This window comes from Halomonas sp., assembly GCF_031581305.1.
Lineage (GTDB): Bacteria > Pseudomonadota > Gammaproteobacteria > Pseudomonadales > Halomonadaceae > Halomonas.
In genome coordinates this window covers 14,088-28,127 of sequence record NZ_JAVLBC010000002.1, presented here as the reverse complement: position 1 = coordinate 28,127, position 14,040 = coordinate 14,088, and the positions used below count along the sequence as shown (strand labels likewise).

The following is a 14,040-nucleotide window of genomic DNA, read 5'->3' as shown; positions in this document are numbered from 1 at the left end:
AAGCGGACTCAGTCGACGCGCACGCCGTAGCGGTCGCGGTAGGCGCGGATCGCCTCGGCGTGGCCCTTGAGCGCCTCGCCGGCGTGCCGTTCGAGGTACTCGAGCACCAGGTCCAGGGTGACGATGCTGACCACCGGCATGCCGTAGGTGGCCTCGACCTCCTGGATGGCGCTGCGCGGGTCGTTCTCGTCACGGCCGCGCTCCTGGCGATCCAGGGCAATGACCACGCCCGCCGCCCTGGCGCCCGCGTCGTCGATCAGGCCCATCACCTCGCGGATCGCGGTGCCGGCGGTGATCACGTCGTCGATGATCAGGATGCGCCCGGCGAGCTCGGCGCCGACGATGTTGCCGCCCTCGCCGTGGGCCTTGGCCTCCTTGCGGTTGAAGGCGTAGGGCAGGTCGCGGTTGTGGTGGTCGGCCAGCGCCACGGCGGTGGTGGCGGCCAGCGGGATGCCCTTGTAGGCCGGGCCGAAGAGCACGTCGATCTCGAGGTCGCTGTCGGCGATGGCCCGAGCATAGAAGCGCCCCAGCTCGGCCAGGGCGCGGCCGGTGCGGAACAGGCCGGCGTTGAAGAAATAGGGGCTGACGCGGCCGGACTTGAGCGTGAATTCGCCGAAGCGCAACACGCCCTGATCAATGGCGAACTCGATGAACGCTCGCTGGTAGTCTTGCATGCGCTGCGTGCCGGGCTGGTCCGCCACAGGCGCCTCCTCTCACGGTCAAGGGCCCATTATCATGTCGATCGACCCGGGGCCATTTACCCAAACGTCGAAACGTCGGGTATCATACACGCGCGACGCAAAAGGGACCATGTATGAAAATCGCCACCATCAATGTCAACGGCATCCGCGAGGCCGTCGATCGAGGTTTCCTCGACTGGCTGGCCGGCCAGGACGCCGATGTCGTCTGCGTGCAGAACCTCAAGGCCAAGAGCTTCGAGCTGGACGACAGCATCCTCTATCCGGAAGGCTACGAGGGCTACTTCCTCGATGCCGAACAGGACGGCTTCTCGGGGGTCGGCCTCTACTGCCGCAAGATCCCCAAGGCGATCATGTACGGACTGGGCTTTCCCCAGTGCGACCATGAGGCACGCTTCCTGCAGGCCGATTACGACCGCTTCAGCATCGCCAGCTTCCTGATGCCCGACGGCAGCGACGTGGCCGCGAAGCAGGCCTTCATGGCCCAGTACCAGGAGTACCTGTCGAAGATGGCCCGCAAGCGGCGGGAGTACATCATCTGCGGCACCTGGCACATCGCCCACAAGACCATCGACCTGGAGAACTGGGCCGACAACCAGACCACGCCCGGCTTCAAGCCGGAGGAGCGTGCCTGGATGGACCAGGTGTTCGGCCCCACCGGCTTCATCGACACCTTCCGCGAAATCAATCGCGATGCGGGCGAGTACACCTGGTGGCCGAAGCTCGACCAGGAGGTGCCCCGCTCCCGCCAGGAAGGCTGGCGCATCGACTACCAGGTCGTCGGTCCCGAGTTCCGCCGCCACGTGGTGGACGCCTGGATCGACTACGATGCCACCTTCTCGGAGTTCGCCCCGCTGATCGTCGAGTATGACCTGACGCTCTGAGCCCGCTCCCTTCGTCGCCGTTCCGGTTCGCCGGAACGCACAGTGCCGGCCTATGTGGCCGGCACTGTGCGTTAAGGGGAATGGATAGGATCAGCGAGGCATGCCCAACGACTCGCGCTGGTGGTCGAACAGCTCATTGCCGGCCTTCTCGGCCAGGTCGAGCATGGCATCGAGCTGTGTGCGGCTGAAGGTACCGGCCTCGGCGGTCCCCTGCACTTCGATCAGCCCGCCACTCTCGGCCATCACCACGTTCATGTCGGTATCGGCGCTCGAGTCCTCGGGGTAGTCCAGGTCAACCACCGGCAGCCCCTTGAACAGCCCCACCGAAACCGAGCTCACCAGCTGGTGGAAGGGGTCGCCCTTGATCAGCTTCTCACGCTGCAGGTGGCGGATGGCATCGATCAGCGCCACACAGCCGCCGGTGATGGACGCGGTACGGGTGCCGCCGTCAGCCTGGATGACGTCGCAATCCACGGTAATGGTGAACTCGCCAAGCTTCTTGAGGTTCACGGCCGCCCGCAGCGAGCGACCGATCAACCGCTGGATCTCCAGAGTACGCCCGCCCTGCTTGCCGCGGGTCGCCTCGCGGCTACCGCGGGTGTGGGTGGCCCGGGGCAGCATGCCGTATTCAGCCGTCACCCACCCCTGCTTCTTGCCGCGCAGCCAGCGCGGCACGCCGACCTCGACGCTGGCGTTGCACAGCACCTTGGTGTCGCCGAACTCCACCAGCACCGAGCCCTCGGCATGGCGGGTATAGTCGCGGGTTAGACGAATCTCGCGGGACTGGTCGGGGGCGCGTCCGCTGGGACGCCGGATCTCCGAAGACATGGTACCTCTCTTGAATCGGGGTGATGACGGGGAGTCACGCTATGGAATGGCAGCCATTCTACACGCTATCGCCGGGCAATCGGTTACACTGCCCGACCCAGAGAGATCACGGCGCATCGGGAGGCACCATGGCCCACAGCATGACCGCCTTTTCACGCCAGGATCGCGACACCGTGGCCGGCGCCCTGCAGCTCGAGCTGCGCTCGGTGAACCAGCGCTACCTGGAACCCCACTTTCGCTTGCCGGAGTCGCTACGCGACCTGGAGCCACTGTTTCGCGAGGCGCTGCGTGCGCGCCTGGCCCGTGGCAAGGTCGAATGCACCCTGCGCTTCGAGCCCGCCGGCGACGAGGCCGTACCGGCCGTCGACCGCCGACGCCTGGCGGCGCTGGCCACGGCCCTGGAGGAGGTCAGCGAAAGCGTCCCCGGGGCCCCCATGCCCGATGCCCTGAGCCTGCTCGGCCACCCCGGGGTGCTGGAGAGTCGCCGTCCCGACCTGGAGACCGTCAAGCAGGAAGCGCTGGCACTGTTCCAGGCCGCCCTCGACGACCTGGTCGCCGGTCGCGCCCGTGAAGGCGAGAAGCTCGCCGCGCTGATCCGCGAACGACTCGCCGCAGTGAATGCCCAGGTGGCCGAGGTGCGTCGGCTGTTGCCACGGATTCTCGAACGCCAGCGGGCTCAGCTGCTGGAGCGGCTGGAGACGATTCGCGCCGAGCTGGACCCTCAGCGACTCGAGGCCGAGCTGGTGCTGCTCGCCCAGAAGGCTGACGTCGACGAGGAGCTCGACCGCCTGGCCACCCATGTCGCTGAGGTGGAACGCCAGCTCGACCAGCAGGGCCCGGTGGGGCGTCGCCTGGATTTCCTGATGCAGGAGCTCAACCGCGAGGCCAATACCCTGTCGTCCAAATCGGTGGTTGCCGCCACCACCCGCTGCGCTGTGGAGCTCAAGGTGCTGATCGAGCAGATGCGAGAGCAGATCCAGAACATCGAGTAGGCCGCGGCTACAGGCCTGGCGCCATTCTGTGCGATACTCCGTCTTTTACGCAGTCGCTCACTCTTCGCTGTCAACGTCAGGGACCCCTGCTCATGGCCCAAGGTACGCTGTTCATCGTTTCCGCTCCCTCCGGCGCCGGCAAGACTAGCCTGGTGCGCGAGTTGATCGAAAGCCTCGACGGCATCCAGGTCTCGGTCTCCCACACCACTCGCGAGCGCCGCGAAGGCGAGGTGGACGGCGTCAACTACCACTTCGTGGACGTGCCGGCCTTCGAGGCGATGATCGAGCATGGCGACTTCTTCGAGTATGCCCGAGTCTTCGACAACTACTACGGCACCTCGAGGCGAACCGTGGAGTCGATGCTTGCCGCCGGCCAGGACGTGATCCTGGAGATCGACTGGCAGGGTGCCCGCCAGGTTCGCCAGCAGTTGCCCGAAGCGGTCTCGGTATTCATCCTGCCCCCCTCCCGGGAGGAGCTGGAGCGGCGGCTGGCCAGCCGCGGCACCGACGAGCACGCGGTGATCGCCCGGCGCATGCGCGATGCGGTGGAGGAGATGTCCCACCACGACGAGTACGACTACCTGGTGGTCAACGACGACTTCACCACCGCCCTGCGCGAGCTGCAGTCGCTGGTCATCGCTCGCCGTCTGACCCGCGAGCGGGTGAGCGAGCACCACGCCCCGCTGCTCGCTGCACTCTTATCGTAACGTCAGCAGCGGCGTTTCTCGTGACGCCGGCCTCGGGGCTTGTCTCGACCCCGACGCGACGCTTGTCAGGGGAACCGGGCGTCGAGTAGGCTATTCGATCTATCCATCGGTAGAATTCCCGGGGCGTTCCACGCCGACCGGGGTTTTACCCGTCAGCATTATTCAGGAAGGCATCCATGGCACGTGTCACCGTCGAAGATTGTCTGGAAAACGTCGAAAACCGCTTCAAGCTGGTGATGATTTCCACTCACCGAGCCCGCCAGCTGGCCCGCGGCTCCCGCGACGCCCTCTTGCCCTGGGAGAATGACAAGCCCACCGTCATGGCGCTGCGTGAGATCGCCGACGGCCTGGTCGACGTCAGCGTGCTCGACGAACCCATCGAGGCGGCGCCGGTACGCATGCGGCCCGAGTTCGAGCCAGGCACCCACGTCGAAGAGTGATCCTGCCCTTCCCGGCGCAGGAGCGCTTTCCCTCAGGGCCATCACGCAGCAGTCAGGGCGCGCCGCATGTTCACCATCGATGACCTGGCCGACCGACTCGGCGGCTACCTTCCCCATGACGAGATCCGTCAGGTCAGGCGCGCCTTCTACTATGCCGAGCAGGCTCACGACGGCCAGCGCCGGCGTTCCGGCGAGCCCTACGTCACCCATCCGCTGGCGGTAGCCAACATCCTGGCCAACATGCACATGGACCATCAGAGCCTGATGGCCGCCATGTTGCACGACGTCATCGAGGATACCGGTGTCTCGAAGAAGGCCCTGGGCGAGCAGTTCGGCAAGCCCGTCGCCGAGCTGGTCGACGGCGTCTCCAAGCTGACCCAGATCACCTTCGAGGACAAGGCGGTCGCCCAGGCCGAGAACTTCCAGAAGATGGTGCTGGCAATGTCCCGGGATATTCGGGTGATCATTGTCAAGCTCGCCGACCGCCTGCACAACATGCGCACCCTGGGTGCCCTGCGCCCCGAGAAGAAGCGCCGCATCGCACGGGAGACCCTGGAGATCTACGCCCGCATCGCCAGCCGACTGGGCATCAACACCATCCGGGTCGAGCTCGAGGATCTCTCCTTCCAGGCCCTCTATCCGATGCGCGCCGAGCGCATCAAGCGTGCCGTCTCCAGTGCCAGGGGCCATCGCCGCTCGACGATACGCCAGCTCCAGACCAGCCTGCAGCAGAGCCTCGATGACGAGGGGCTGCCAGGCACGGTGATCGGCCGCCAGAAGCACCTGCTGTCGATCTACCGCAAGATGCGCGACCAGCGGAAGTCCTTCGCCGAGATCATGGACGTGTTTGGCTTTCGCATCATCACCAAGGACGTCGACAGCTGCTACCGGATCCTCGGCGTGGTGCACAACCTCTACAAGCCAGTGCCGGGACGCTTCAAGGACTACATCGCCATCCCCAAGGCCAATGGCTATCAGAGCCTGCACACCACCCTCTTCGGCCGTGGCGGCATGCCCATCGAGGTGCAGATCCGCACCCGCGAGATGGAAGCTCTGGCCAACAATGGCATCGCGGCCCACTGGCTCTACAAGGCTGGCCAGACCGAGCATCCCATCGCCCAGGGCAGCCATGCCCGCGCCCGAGCCTGGGTCAAGGGCCTGCTGGAGATGCAGCGCCATGCCGGGGATTCGCTGGAGTTCATCGAGCATGTCAAGAACGACCTCTTCCCCGACGACATCTACGTCTTCACGCCCAAGGGCGACATCATGGAGTTGCCCCAGGGCGCCACGGTGATCGACTTTGCCTACAGCGTGCACACCGATATCGGCAACAGCTGCATCGCCTGTCGTATCGACCGCCATCTGGCCCCGCTCTCCACACGCCTGGAGAGCGGCCAGACCCTGGAGATCATCACTGCCCCGGGGGCACGCCCCAACCTGGCCTGGCTCAACTTCGTGGTCACTGCCAAGGCCCGCTCGGCAATCCGCCACGCACTGAAGCACCAGCAACAGGCCGAAGCGGTGCAGCTGGGCCGGCGCCTGCTCAACAAGGCCCTGGCGCCGTTCGAGACCAGCCTGGAGGAGTTGCCCGAGGGCCTTCTCGACAGCCTGCTCAAGGAGCATTCGCTGAAGGGCGAGGAGAGCCTGCTGGAATCCATCGGGCTGGGCAATCGAGTCGCCCATGTGGTAGCTCGCCGCCTGGTCGACCTGCAGCAGGGCGATACGGGCGAGCCTGCGGAGCAACCGGCGCGTGCCCAGGGTCCGATCATGATCAGAGGCGCCGAGGGCATGGTGATCAAGTTCGCCCGCTGCTGCCGCCCGCTGCCCGGCGACCCGGTGATCGGCCATCTGTCGGCAGGCAAGGGCATCGTGGTCCACCGCGCCGAGTGCCGTAATCTCGCCGAGCTCAAGAACGACCCGGACAAGCTATTTGCCCTGGAGTGGTCCAACGACATCGCCGAGGATTTCCCCGCCGCCCTGCGCCTGGAAATGGAGAGCCGCCGCGGCCTGGTGGCGGAGCTAGCCGCCCTGGTCACCGACGCCGGCGCCAACATCGAGCGCATCGGCATCGAGGAGCGCGACGCGCGGCTGTCGATCGTCAATCTCACCCTCGCGGTACGCAACCGCGTGCACCTGGCGCGCATCATCAAGCGCCTGCGCAACCTCGCCCATGTAGGCCGCATCACCCGCCTCGGCAACTGAGCCCTTTCGCCCGCCGGCCGCATGAAGCGGCGGGCGGGCGGCTTTCCCATTTCGAGACGCTGGACCGCAAGGAGAATCACCATGAGCAACAAGGCTGTGATCAACACCGATCGGGCTCCCGCCGCCATCGGCCCCTACTCCCAGGCCATCAAGGCCGGCAACACCGTCTACCTCTCCGGACAGATCCCGCTGGACCCGGCCAGCATGGCGCTCGTCTCCGACGACGTCGAGACCCAGGCACGCCAGGTCTTCACCAACCTCAGAGCCGTCTGCGAGGAGGCCGCCGGCACCCTGCAGGACGTGGTCAAGCTCAACCTCTACCTGGTCGATCTGGATAACTTCGCCGTGGTCAACAAGGTAATGGAAGAGTTCTTCGATAAGCCCTACCCGGCCCGTGCTGCGGTAGGCGTCAAGGCGCTTCCCAAGGGAGCCCAGTTCGAAGCGGAAGGGATCATGGTCATCGGCGACTGAAGCGCAGCCGTGAGACTCTTCCTGGCCCTGGAACCACCGCACAAGCTGCGTGAGCGTCTGAGCGAACTGGCCGAACTCGCCCAGGACCGCTGCGGCGGGCGACGCATGCCGGATGACAGCCTGCATCTGACGCTGGCCTTCCTCGGCGAGGTGGCCGAGGAGCAGGGGGCGGCGCTCTCGGCGTGGGTCGGCGAGCGGCCGATCCCGACGGGGGAGTGGCGACTCGACGCCTGGGGGACCTTTCGTCGCCCGGGCATCGTCTGGGTAGGCGGCCGGTCGCCGGCACTGGAGCGGCTCCATGAATCGCTATGGGCCGAGCTGTCGGCGTTCGGTTTCAGCGGCAGGGCAGAGCATTTTGTGCCCCACGTCACCCTGCTGCGCCGCGCCCGACAGCTGGAGACCCGCAGCCTGCCCACAATCGACCTGAGCTGGCCCTGGCGACGACTCTCGCTGGTGCGCTCCTTCACCGAGAACGACGGGGCCCGCTACGAGACCCTGGCCCGTTCGCCGGCGGCCTGATCAGGCCGTCTTTCTATCGGATCTCCATCAGGCCTTTTCGGGCAGGAAGCCCCCCGCCTTCAGCACCTGGGCATAGCCCTCGCGATAGCTCGGATAGCGGAAGCAATAGCCGCTCTCGAGCAGCCGGCTATTGTCGCAGCGCTTGCTGGCACGGCGGCGCAGCGGGGACTGGATGGTCTCGGTGGCCTCGACCCTGAGCTGCGTCGCCAGCCAGGCCATCACTTCGTGGAGGGGGGCCGATTCGCAGTCGCTGCCGAGGTAGAGCGCCTCGAGCGGCTCACCGGCCAGGTGCCGGCCGATCAGGTGAGCCAGTACCCCGGCGCAGTCGTCGCGGTGGATGCGGTTGGAGTACATGACGGGACTCGAGGGTGCGATGCGCCCCTCACCCACCTGACGAATCAGGCGGTCACGACCGGGGCCGTAGATGCCCGAGAAGCGCACCACGGTGCCCGGCAGGTCATGGTCGATCAGCGCCTGCTCGGCCTCGCACATCAGCAGCCCCGAGAAGCCCGAGGGCTCGACGGGGCTGGTCTCGTCAACCATCTCGCCATCACGCTGGGCGTAGACACTGGTCGAAGAGACGAAGAATACCCGCCCGGGCGCCGTATCGCGCCCGGCGAACTCACCCAGCACCGCGGTCAGGCCATCGAGGTAGGCGGCGCGATAGGCGGCCTCGTCGAAGCGGTCGGCGCTGACCGCGTAGACCAGGATATCAGCGTTCGGCAGCCCGGCCAGGGTGGCCGGATCGTTCAGGTCGACCGCAACGGCCTCCAGCCCGCTGCCTTCCAGCACGCGCGGGTTGCGCCGCGCCCCGATCACTCGGTGCCCCGTCTCGCGCAACTCGTGCCCCAGGGCCATGCCGATGTCGCCGCAGCCCAGAATCAGTGTCGTCGTCTTCACCTTTCCTTCGCCCCCTGATAAAAAGTCCCTATTGGCATTATTGTGTCCCTGTGCATCGGGCGAGATCATCGGGACCTCCACCCGTTTCGGAAGAGGATGCCTGCCGGCACCACATGACTCTAACAGAACTCCGCTACATCGTGACACTGGCCCAGGAGCACCATTTCGGACGTGCGGCGGAGCGCTGCTTTGTCTCGCAGCCGACGCTCTCGGTGGCCGTCAAGAAGCTCGAGGAGGAGTTGGGCGTGGCGCTGTTCGAGCGCTCGAAATCCACCGTTCAGGTCACTCCGCTGGGCGAGAAGATCGTCGAGCAGGCCCAGCGCGTGCTGGAACAGAGCAGTGTCATCAAGGAACTGGCCACGGCCGGTCGCGACCAACTGGCAAGCCCCCTGCGGATCGGTGCCATCTACACCATCGGTCCCTACCTCTTTCCCCACCTGATCCCGGCGCTCTCACGGCATGCCCCGCAGATGCCGCTCTACATCGAGGAGGGCTTCACCGGTAACCTGCGCCGCAAGCTACGCAGCGGCGAACTGGACGCCATCATCATCGCGCTGCCCTTCACCGAGACCGACGTGGTCACCAAGCCACTCTACGATGAAGCTTTCGAGGTGCTGCTGCCGGCCGACCACCGCTGGGCTTCCCGGGAGAGCATCGACAAGGAAGACCTGCTGGAGGAGCGTCTGCTGCTGCTCGGCGAGGGCCACTGCTTCCGTGACCAGATCCTCGAGGCTTGCCCGGCGATCAGTCACCAGCTCAACAGCCCCTCCAACACCCTCACCGCCGAAGGCGGTTCGCTGGAGACCATCCGCCACATGGTGGCCTCCAAGCTTGGCATCACCGTACTGCCCCACTCGGCCATCGGTACCGGCCACTACGAGAGCGGCATGCTGGTCAGCCGTCCCTTCACCGCCCCGGCCCCCTCGCGGACCGTGGCCATCGCCTGGCGCGCCAGCTTCCCTCGGCCCCGGGCCATCGATGCCGTCACCGACGCCATCGCACGCTGCCGCCAGGCAGAGCTCGAGCCGACATGAGTGCTGACATCAATGCTCTTGAAGCGCCCGTCACGGACCTCAAGGGCGTCGGCGAAGCGCTGACGCTCAAGCTGGCCCGGCTGGGCATCGAACGCGTCAGCGACCTGCTGTTTCATCTGCCGCTGCGCTACCAGGACCGCACCCGCATTACCCCCATTGCCACTCTGAGCGCGGGCCACGAGGCCGTAGTGGAGGGCGAGGTGGTGGCCAGCGAGGTGGTGCAAGGCCGGCGACGCAGCCTTCTGGTACGCCTGCGCGACGGCTCCGGGATCATCAGCCTGCGCTTCTTCCACTTTTCACCAGCACAGCAGCAACAGTTCCAGCCCGGCGGTCGAGTGCGCGCCTTTGGCGAGGCGCGCGCCGGGGCCACCGGCCTGGAGCTCTATCACCCGGAGTACCGCCTGATGGCCGGCGGTGAAGCGCCGGTAGAGGACCACCTGACGCCCATCTACCCGGCGACCGAGGGCCTCCACCAGACCCGTCTGCGGGCGCTCATCGACCAGGCCCTGGCCCGCCTGGATGCCACTCCGGATGCCCTCCCCGACGGCATCCCCGACCCCCTGCGGCAGCGCTTCGGGCTGCCCGAGCTTCACCACTGCCTGGACACCCTGCATCGGCCTCCGCCGGAAGCCGACGCCGAGCAGCTGGCGGCTGGCCACCACCCGGCACGGCGCCGCCTGGCCCTGGAGGAACTGCTTGCCCATCGGCTCAGCCTGCAGGAGGTACGCCAGCGCATCCAGGAGGACGGGGCCCCGGCGCTGCCCGGCGGGCGCAGCCTGCAGGCACGCTTCCTGACCCAGCTACCCTTCGCGCTGACCGGCGCCCAGCGCCGGGTACTCGACGAAATCGCCGCCGACCTGGCATGCCAGGTTCCCATGCTCCGGCTGGTGCAGGGCGACGTGGGCTCGGGCAAGACGGTGGTCGCCGCCATGGCGGCCCTCTCGGCCATCGCCGCCAACTGCCAGGCCGCGATGATGGCCCCCACCGAGATTCTCGCCGAACAGCACTACCGCACCTTCAGCGCCTGGTTCGAGCCACTGGGCATCGAGGTGGCCTGGCTGTCCGGCAAGCTCAAGGGCAAGGCGCGCCTGGACACCAAGGCGGCAATCAGCGACGGTCGGGCCCGCATGGTGGTGGGGACTCACGCGCTCTTCCAGGGCGACGTGCATTTCCAGCGCCTGGGCCTGGCGATCATCGACGAGCAGCACCGCTTCGGCGTCCACCAGCGCCTGGCGCTGCGCGAGAAGGGCGAGGCCGGCGGCCTCACGCCCCACCAGCTGGTGATGACCGCCACCCCGATACCACGCACCCTGGCGATGAGCGCCTATGCCGACCTGGACGTCTCGGTGATCGACGAGCTGCCACCAGGCCGGACTCCGGTGAAGACGGTGGTGATGCCCGACGAGCGGCGCCCCGAGGTGATGGCGCGCATCCGCCACGCCTGTGCCGAGGGCCGCCAGGCCTACTGGGTCTGTACCCTGATCGAGGAGTCCGAGGCGCTGCAGTGCCAGGCCGCCGAGGCGACCCGCGATGAGCTCGTCGAGACACTGCCGGAGCTCGCCATCAGCCTGGTCCACGGGCGCATGAAGGCCAGCGAGAAGGCCACGGTGATGGCGGCCTTCAAGGCCGGTGAGCTGGACCTGTTGGTGGCCACCACGGTGATCGAGGTGGGGGTCGACGTGCCCAACGCCAGCCTGATGATCATCGAGAACCCGGAGCGCCTGGGGCTCTCCCAGCTCCACCAGCTGCGCGGCCGGGTGGGACGCGGCGCCGTCGAGAGCTTCTGCGTGTTGCTCTATCACCCGCCGCTGTCGGCCCACTCCCGGGAGCGCCTGGCGGTGATGCGCGAGACCACCGACGGCTTTCGCATCGCCGAGAAAGACCTCGAGATCCGAGGCCCCGGCGAGGTGCTGGGCACCCGCCAGACGGGTCTTGCGCAGATGAAGGTCGCCAACCTGGAACGGGATGCCGACCTGCTGGACCGCATCACTCCCCTGGCCGAGGCGCTGCTCGACGACCACCCCCAGGCCAGCCGCCCGCTGATCCGGCGCTGGCTGGGAGAAGAAGCGGGGCGCTACGGGCAAGTTTAGCCGTAAGCCGTAAGCCGTAAGCCGTAAGCCGTAAGCCAGAATATCGCCATCCAGCCTTGCGATTAGGGGTGTCTTACAGCTTCAAGCTTATGGCTTACAGCTCCGGGCGAAGCCCGGTCAGAGGTGCTTGAGGAGCCGCTGCAGCTTCTGCAGGTCGCCGGAATCGCCGACCAGGCGCACGCTGCCGGCCATCATGCCGTCGAGAAAGGCCTGCTGAGTGGGTTTCTTGAGGACCTTGATGGCCGTGGTCTCGTCCTCGAAGCGCAGCTCAAGGTCGAGATCCACCGGCAGGCCACGTCCAGTACGGATGCCACGAGGCGACATGCGATAATAGCGGGCGATGGAGAGGTCTTCGGTGGCGATCCCCCAGTCGAGGCCACGCAGTTCGCCGAGCAGTTCACGAAATCGCGCCTTGCGGCGCAGGGCGCGTTTGAGCATCAGCCCGAGTAGCCAAAGCATCAGTCGCAGCTTCATATCAGCTCCGCTACCGGGAAGAGAGTGTGAGGCGACCCGCACGAGACGGGCCGCAATGCCTTACTTCGCGACAGCGTCCTTGAGACCCTTGCCCGGCTTGAAGGCAACGGTCTTGCTGGCCGGAATGGTCAACGGCTGGCCGGTCTGGGGGTTCTTGCCAGTGCGCTCGGCTCGCTCGCGCACACTGAAGGTACCGAAGCCGATCAGGGTGACATCCTGCCCCTGAGAGACGCTTCCGGTGATCTCGTCGAGGATGACGTTGAGCACCTGGCTCGCCTTGTCCTTGGAAAGATCGGCACGCTCGGCAATCGCCGCGGCGAGTTCTGGCTTGCGCATACAGCCCTCCTGGTATTGGCATCATGATGCCGGCGATCACCACCGGCGATGTTGTTATGGCACATGACCTGTCGGTCCATCACGCGCATGCCGGCTCGCTCGCTCCCGGGGCCTTGCGCCCCAGACAGAGATATCTCGGGAAACGACATGCGGATGATACCGGTCCTCAACGCCGCTGCCTTGCCGGCTCGCAATCCTCGGCAGGCCCCGTCGTTGACGAGACTAGCCTAGCAACGGCGGCGCGGCTCGCGCCAGTTCGACTTTTCGACGGACGCAGCGTCCTGTCAACGCAAATCCGATCAAACGACCGTCCTCATCCTCGGCGAGGGCCGTCAGGTCACCGCCCTCGCCCTCGAGGCGCCAGCGGGACGGGGTTCGGGCCGGCGGAAGGGCCACCACCGGCAGCAGGGGGGTCTTGACCAGCACCGGCCAGGGGCCATAGGTCACCGCGGTGGGGGTGCCGGTCAGGGTGTGGGCCAGGGCCCTGGCGCTGGCCAGCAGCGGCTGCACGTACATGGCATTGACGCCATCCACGCAGGCCGCATCGCCCAGGGCATGGATACCGGGCATCGCAGTGGCGAGGTGGCGGTCGGTGTGGATGCCCGCCTCACTGACCGTGATCCCGGCCGACGCGGCCAGGGCGGTACGCGGCCTCAGCCCCGTGGCCACCAGCACCAGGTCGGCCGACAGCGAGGCGCCATCGTCCAGTTCCAGGCCGACGGAGGCGCCGTCGGCCCCCAGGGCCACCAACTGGCGCCCCGTATGCAGTACCATGCCGGCCTCCTGAAAGGCTTCGCCCAGGGCACGGCCCAGCGGCTCCGGGACCAGTCGCGGCAGAGGAGCCGGTTCCGGGGCCACCAGCTCGACGGTGTGGCCGCCGGCAACGAGGTCGTTGGCGAACTCGCTGCCCACCAGGCCAATGCCGATGACCACCACGCGCGCCGGCCGGCCCAGCGCCTCCAGGGCCGCATGGAAGGCGCGGTAATCATCCAGATCATTGACGCTGAAGACCCGGTCGGCCACGGCGTCGGGCACCGTGAAGGGCCGCGCCGGTGCAGCGCCGGTGGCCAGCACCAGCTCGCTCCAGGGCAGGGTCTCGGCGCCGAGGGTCAGGGTGCGGGCCACCGGGTCGATGGCCTCCACCCGGGTGTGAGTGCGCACCAGGACGCCGAGGTCATCGGCCACCTCAAGGGCCGAGCGGGCCGCCAGACGCTGCGGCGGCAGGCGCTTGGCGAAACCGGTGGAGAGCAGCGGCTTGGAGTAGTCATCACCACTGTCGGCGGTGATCAGCGTCATCGGGCGAGCCGGATCCTGCGCGCGCAGCTGCCGCAGCAGGCCCAGGCCCGCCATGCCGGAACCGATGATGGTCAGGGGAGCGCTCATAGGCCTCATCGATCAGGGTAAGAGTGATGGGGCAGCATGGTACACTAGCCGCCCCCGAAATCGATGCGGAGAGAGACGGTGA

At 67.0% G+C, this 14,040-nt stretch carries 15 protein-coding genes; 9 read left to right on the top strand and 6 right to left on the bottom strand.

Features of this window, described 5'->3' with window-relative positions:
- Nucleotides 1-8: 8 nt before the first annotated feature.
- Nucleotides 9-674: an orotate phosphoribosyltransferase gene (pyrE, locus tag RI841_RS00375; RefSeq protein ID WP_310703553.1), complete on the bottom strand. Its 666-nt coding sequence runs from the start codon at nt 672-674 to the stop codon at nt 9-11.
- A 140-nt stretch (nt 675-814) separates the two neighbouring features.
- On the opposite strand from pyrE, the gene RI841_RS00370 reads away from it, so the two are divergent.
- Nucleotides 815-1,582, top strand: a complete 768-nt coding sequence (locus tag RI841_RS00370) for an exodeoxyribonuclease III (protein ID WP_310703531.1) — start codon at nt 815-817, stop codon at nt 1,580-1,582.
- Between the two features lie 90 nt (nt 1,583-1,672).
- On the opposite strand, the gene rph is transcribed toward RI841_RS00370, so the two are convergent.
- A complete protein-coding gene (gene rph, locus RI841_RS00365) occupies nt 1,673-2,410 on the bottom strand; it encodes a ribonuclease PH (RefSeq protein ID WP_310703530.1) in 738 nt (245 codons plus the stop codon).
- A 128-nt stretch (nt 2,411-2,538) separates the two neighbouring features.
- On the opposite strand from rph, the gene RI841_RS00360 reads away from it, so the two are divergent.
- The 6 genes from RI841_RS00360 (at nt 2,539) to thpR (ending at nt 7,741) form a co-directional block, all read left to right on the top strand.
- On the top strand, nt 2,539-3,402 hold the full coding sequence (locus RI841_RS00360) for a YicC/YloC family endoribonuclease (protein ID WP_310703529.1): 864 nt from the start codon (nt 2,539-2,541) through the stop codon (nt 3,400-3,402).
- A gap of 92 nt (nt 3,403-3,494) precedes the next feature.
- Complete coding sequence (gmk, locus tag RI841_RS00355) at nt 3,495-4,109, top strand: guanylate kinase (RefSeq protein WP_310703528.1); 615 nt, start codon at nt 3,495-3,497, stop codon at nt 4,107-4,109.
- A gap of 176 nt (nt 4,110-4,285) precedes the next feature.
- Nucleotides 4,286-4,549 carry a DNA-directed RNA polymerase subunit omega gene (gene rpoZ, locus RI841_RS00350; RefSeq protein ID WP_310703527.1) on the top strand — a complete coding sequence of 88 codons (264 nt, stop codon included), beginning with the start codon at nt 4,286-4,288 and terminating at the stop codon, nt 4,547-4,549.
- Nucleotides 4,550-4,615: 66 nt separating this feature from the next.
- Nucleotides 4,616-6,751: a bifunctional GTP diphosphokinase/guanosine-3',5'-bis pyrophosphate 3'-pyrophosphohydrolase gene (spoT, locus tag RI841_RS00345; RefSeq protein ID WP_310703526.1), complete on the top strand. Its 2,136-nt coding sequence runs from the start codon at nt 4,616-4,618 to the stop codon at nt 6,749-6,751.
- Between the two features lie 81 nt (nt 6,752-6,832).
- The gene (locus RI841_RS00340) at nt 6,833-7,222 is read left to right on the top strand and encodes a RidA family protein (RefSeq protein WP_310703525.1); all 390 of its coding nucleotides are present in this window, start codon (nt 6,833-6,835) and stop codon (nt 7,220-7,222) included.
- A gap of 9 nt (nt 7,223-7,231) precedes the next feature.
- Complete coding sequence (thpR, locus tag RI841_RS00335; RefSeq protein ID WP_310703524.1) at nt 7,232-7,741, top strand: RNA 2',3'-cyclic phosphodiesterase; 510 nt, start codon at nt 7,232-7,234, stop codon at nt 7,739-7,741.
- 27 nt (nt 7,742-7,768) lie between these two features.
- Here the strand turns inward: thpR and RI841_RS00330 are convergent, their stop codons facing one another.
- Nucleotides 7,769-8,641, bottom strand: coding sequence for an SDR family oxidoreductase (locus tag RI841_RS00330; RefSeq protein ID WP_310703523.1), 873 nt, complete (start codon nt 8,639-8,641; stop codon nt 7,769-7,771).
- A gap of 113 nt (nt 8,642-8,754) precedes the next feature.
- Here RI841_RS00330 and RI841_RS00325 point away from each other — a divergent pair, with 113 nt between their 5' ends.
- The gene (locus RI841_RS00325) at nt 8,755-9,675 is read left to right on the top strand and encodes a LysR substrate-binding domain-containing protein (protein WP_310703522.1); all 921 of its coding nucleotides are present in this window, start codon (nt 8,755-8,757) and stop codon (nt 9,673-9,675) included.
- A complete protein-coding gene (gene recG, locus RI841_RS00320; RefSeq protein WP_405000885.1) occupies nt 9,672-11,765 on the top strand; it encodes an ATP-dependent DNA helicase RecG in 2,094 nt (697 codons plus the stop codon). Before RI841_RS00325 ends, recG begins: the two co-directional genes overlap by 4 nt.
- A 117-nt stretch (nt 11,766-11,882) precedes the next feature.
- Here recG and RI841_RS00315 read toward each other — a convergent pair whose 3' ends face one another.
- The 3 genes from RI841_RS00315 to RI841_RS00305 form a co-directional block, all read right to left on the bottom strand.
- Nucleotides 11,883-12,239 carry a hypothetical protein gene (locus RI841_RS00315; RefSeq protein ID WP_310703521.1) on the bottom strand — a complete coding sequence of 119 codons (357 nt, stop codon included), beginning with the start codon at nt 12,237-12,239 and terminating at the stop codon, nt 11,883-11,885.
- Between the two features lie 60 nt (nt 12,240-12,299).
- Nucleotides 12,300-12,575 (bottom strand): HU family DNA-binding protein, encoded by a 276-nt coding sequence (locus RI841_RS00310; protein WP_310703520.1) that lies wholly within the window; start codon nt 12,573-12,575, stop codon nt 12,300-12,302.
- Between the two features lie 222 nt (nt 12,576-12,797).
- Nucleotides 12,798-13,958, bottom strand: a complete 1,161-nt coding sequence (locus RI841_RS00305; RefSeq protein ID WP_310703519.1) for an FAD-dependent oxidoreductase — start codon at nt 13,956-13,958, stop codon at nt 12,798-12,800.
- Nucleotides 13,959-14,040 lie beyond the last annotated feature (82 nt).

Excerpts from the sequence above, each read along its gene's own strand:
- pyrE (WP_310703553.1), bottom strand. The coding sequence starts at position 674 with ATGCAAGACTACCAGCGAGCGTTCATCGAGTTCGCCATTGATCAGGGC.
- RI841_RS00370 (WP_310703531.1), top strand. The coding sequence starts at position 815 with ATGAAAATCGCCACCATCAATGTCAACGGCATCCGCGAGGCCGTCGAT.
- rph (WP_310703530.1), bottom strand. The coding sequence starts at position 2,410 with ATGTCTTCGGAGATCCGGCGTCCCAGCGGACGCGCCCCCGACCAGTCC.
- RI841_RS00360 (WP_310703529.1), top strand. The coding sequence starts at position 2,539 with ATGGCCCACAGCATGACCGCCTTTTCACGCCAGGATCGCGACACCGTG.
- gmk (WP_310703528.1), top strand. The coding sequence starts at position 3,495 with ATGGCCCAAGGTACGCTGTTCATCGTTTCCGCTCCCTCCGGCGCCGGC.
- rpoZ (WP_310703527.1), top strand. The coding sequence starts at position 4,286 with ATGGCACGTGTCACCGTCGAAGATTGTCTGGAAAACGTCGAAAACCGC.
- spoT (WP_310703526.1), top strand. The coding sequence starts at position 4,616 with ATGTTCACCATCGATGACCTGGCCGACCGACTCGGCGGCTACCTTCCC.
- RI841_RS00340 (WP_310703525.1), top strand. The coding sequence starts at position 6,833 with ATGAGCAACAAGGCTGTGATCAACACCGATCGGGCTCCCGCCGCCATC.
- RI841_RS00325 (WP_310703522.1), top strand. The coding sequence starts at position 8,755 with ATGACTCTAACAGAACTCCGCTACATCGTGACACTGGCCCAGGAGCAC.
- recG (WP_405000885.1), top strand. The coding sequence starts at position 9,672 with ATGAGTGCTGACATCAATGCTCTTGAAGCGCCCGTCACGGACCTCAAG.
- RI841_RS00315 (WP_310703521.1), bottom strand. The coding sequence starts at position 12,239 with ATGAAGCTGCGACTGATGCTTTGGCTACTCGGGCTGATGCTCAAACGC.
- RI841_RS00310 (WP_310703520.1), bottom strand. The coding sequence starts at position 12,575 with ATGCGCAAGCCAGAACTCGCCGCGGCGATTGCCGAGCGTGCCGATCTT.
- RI841_RS00305 (WP_310703519.1), bottom strand. The coding sequence starts at position 13,958 with ATGAGCGCTCCCCTGACCATCATCGGTTCCGGCATGGCGGGCCTGGGC.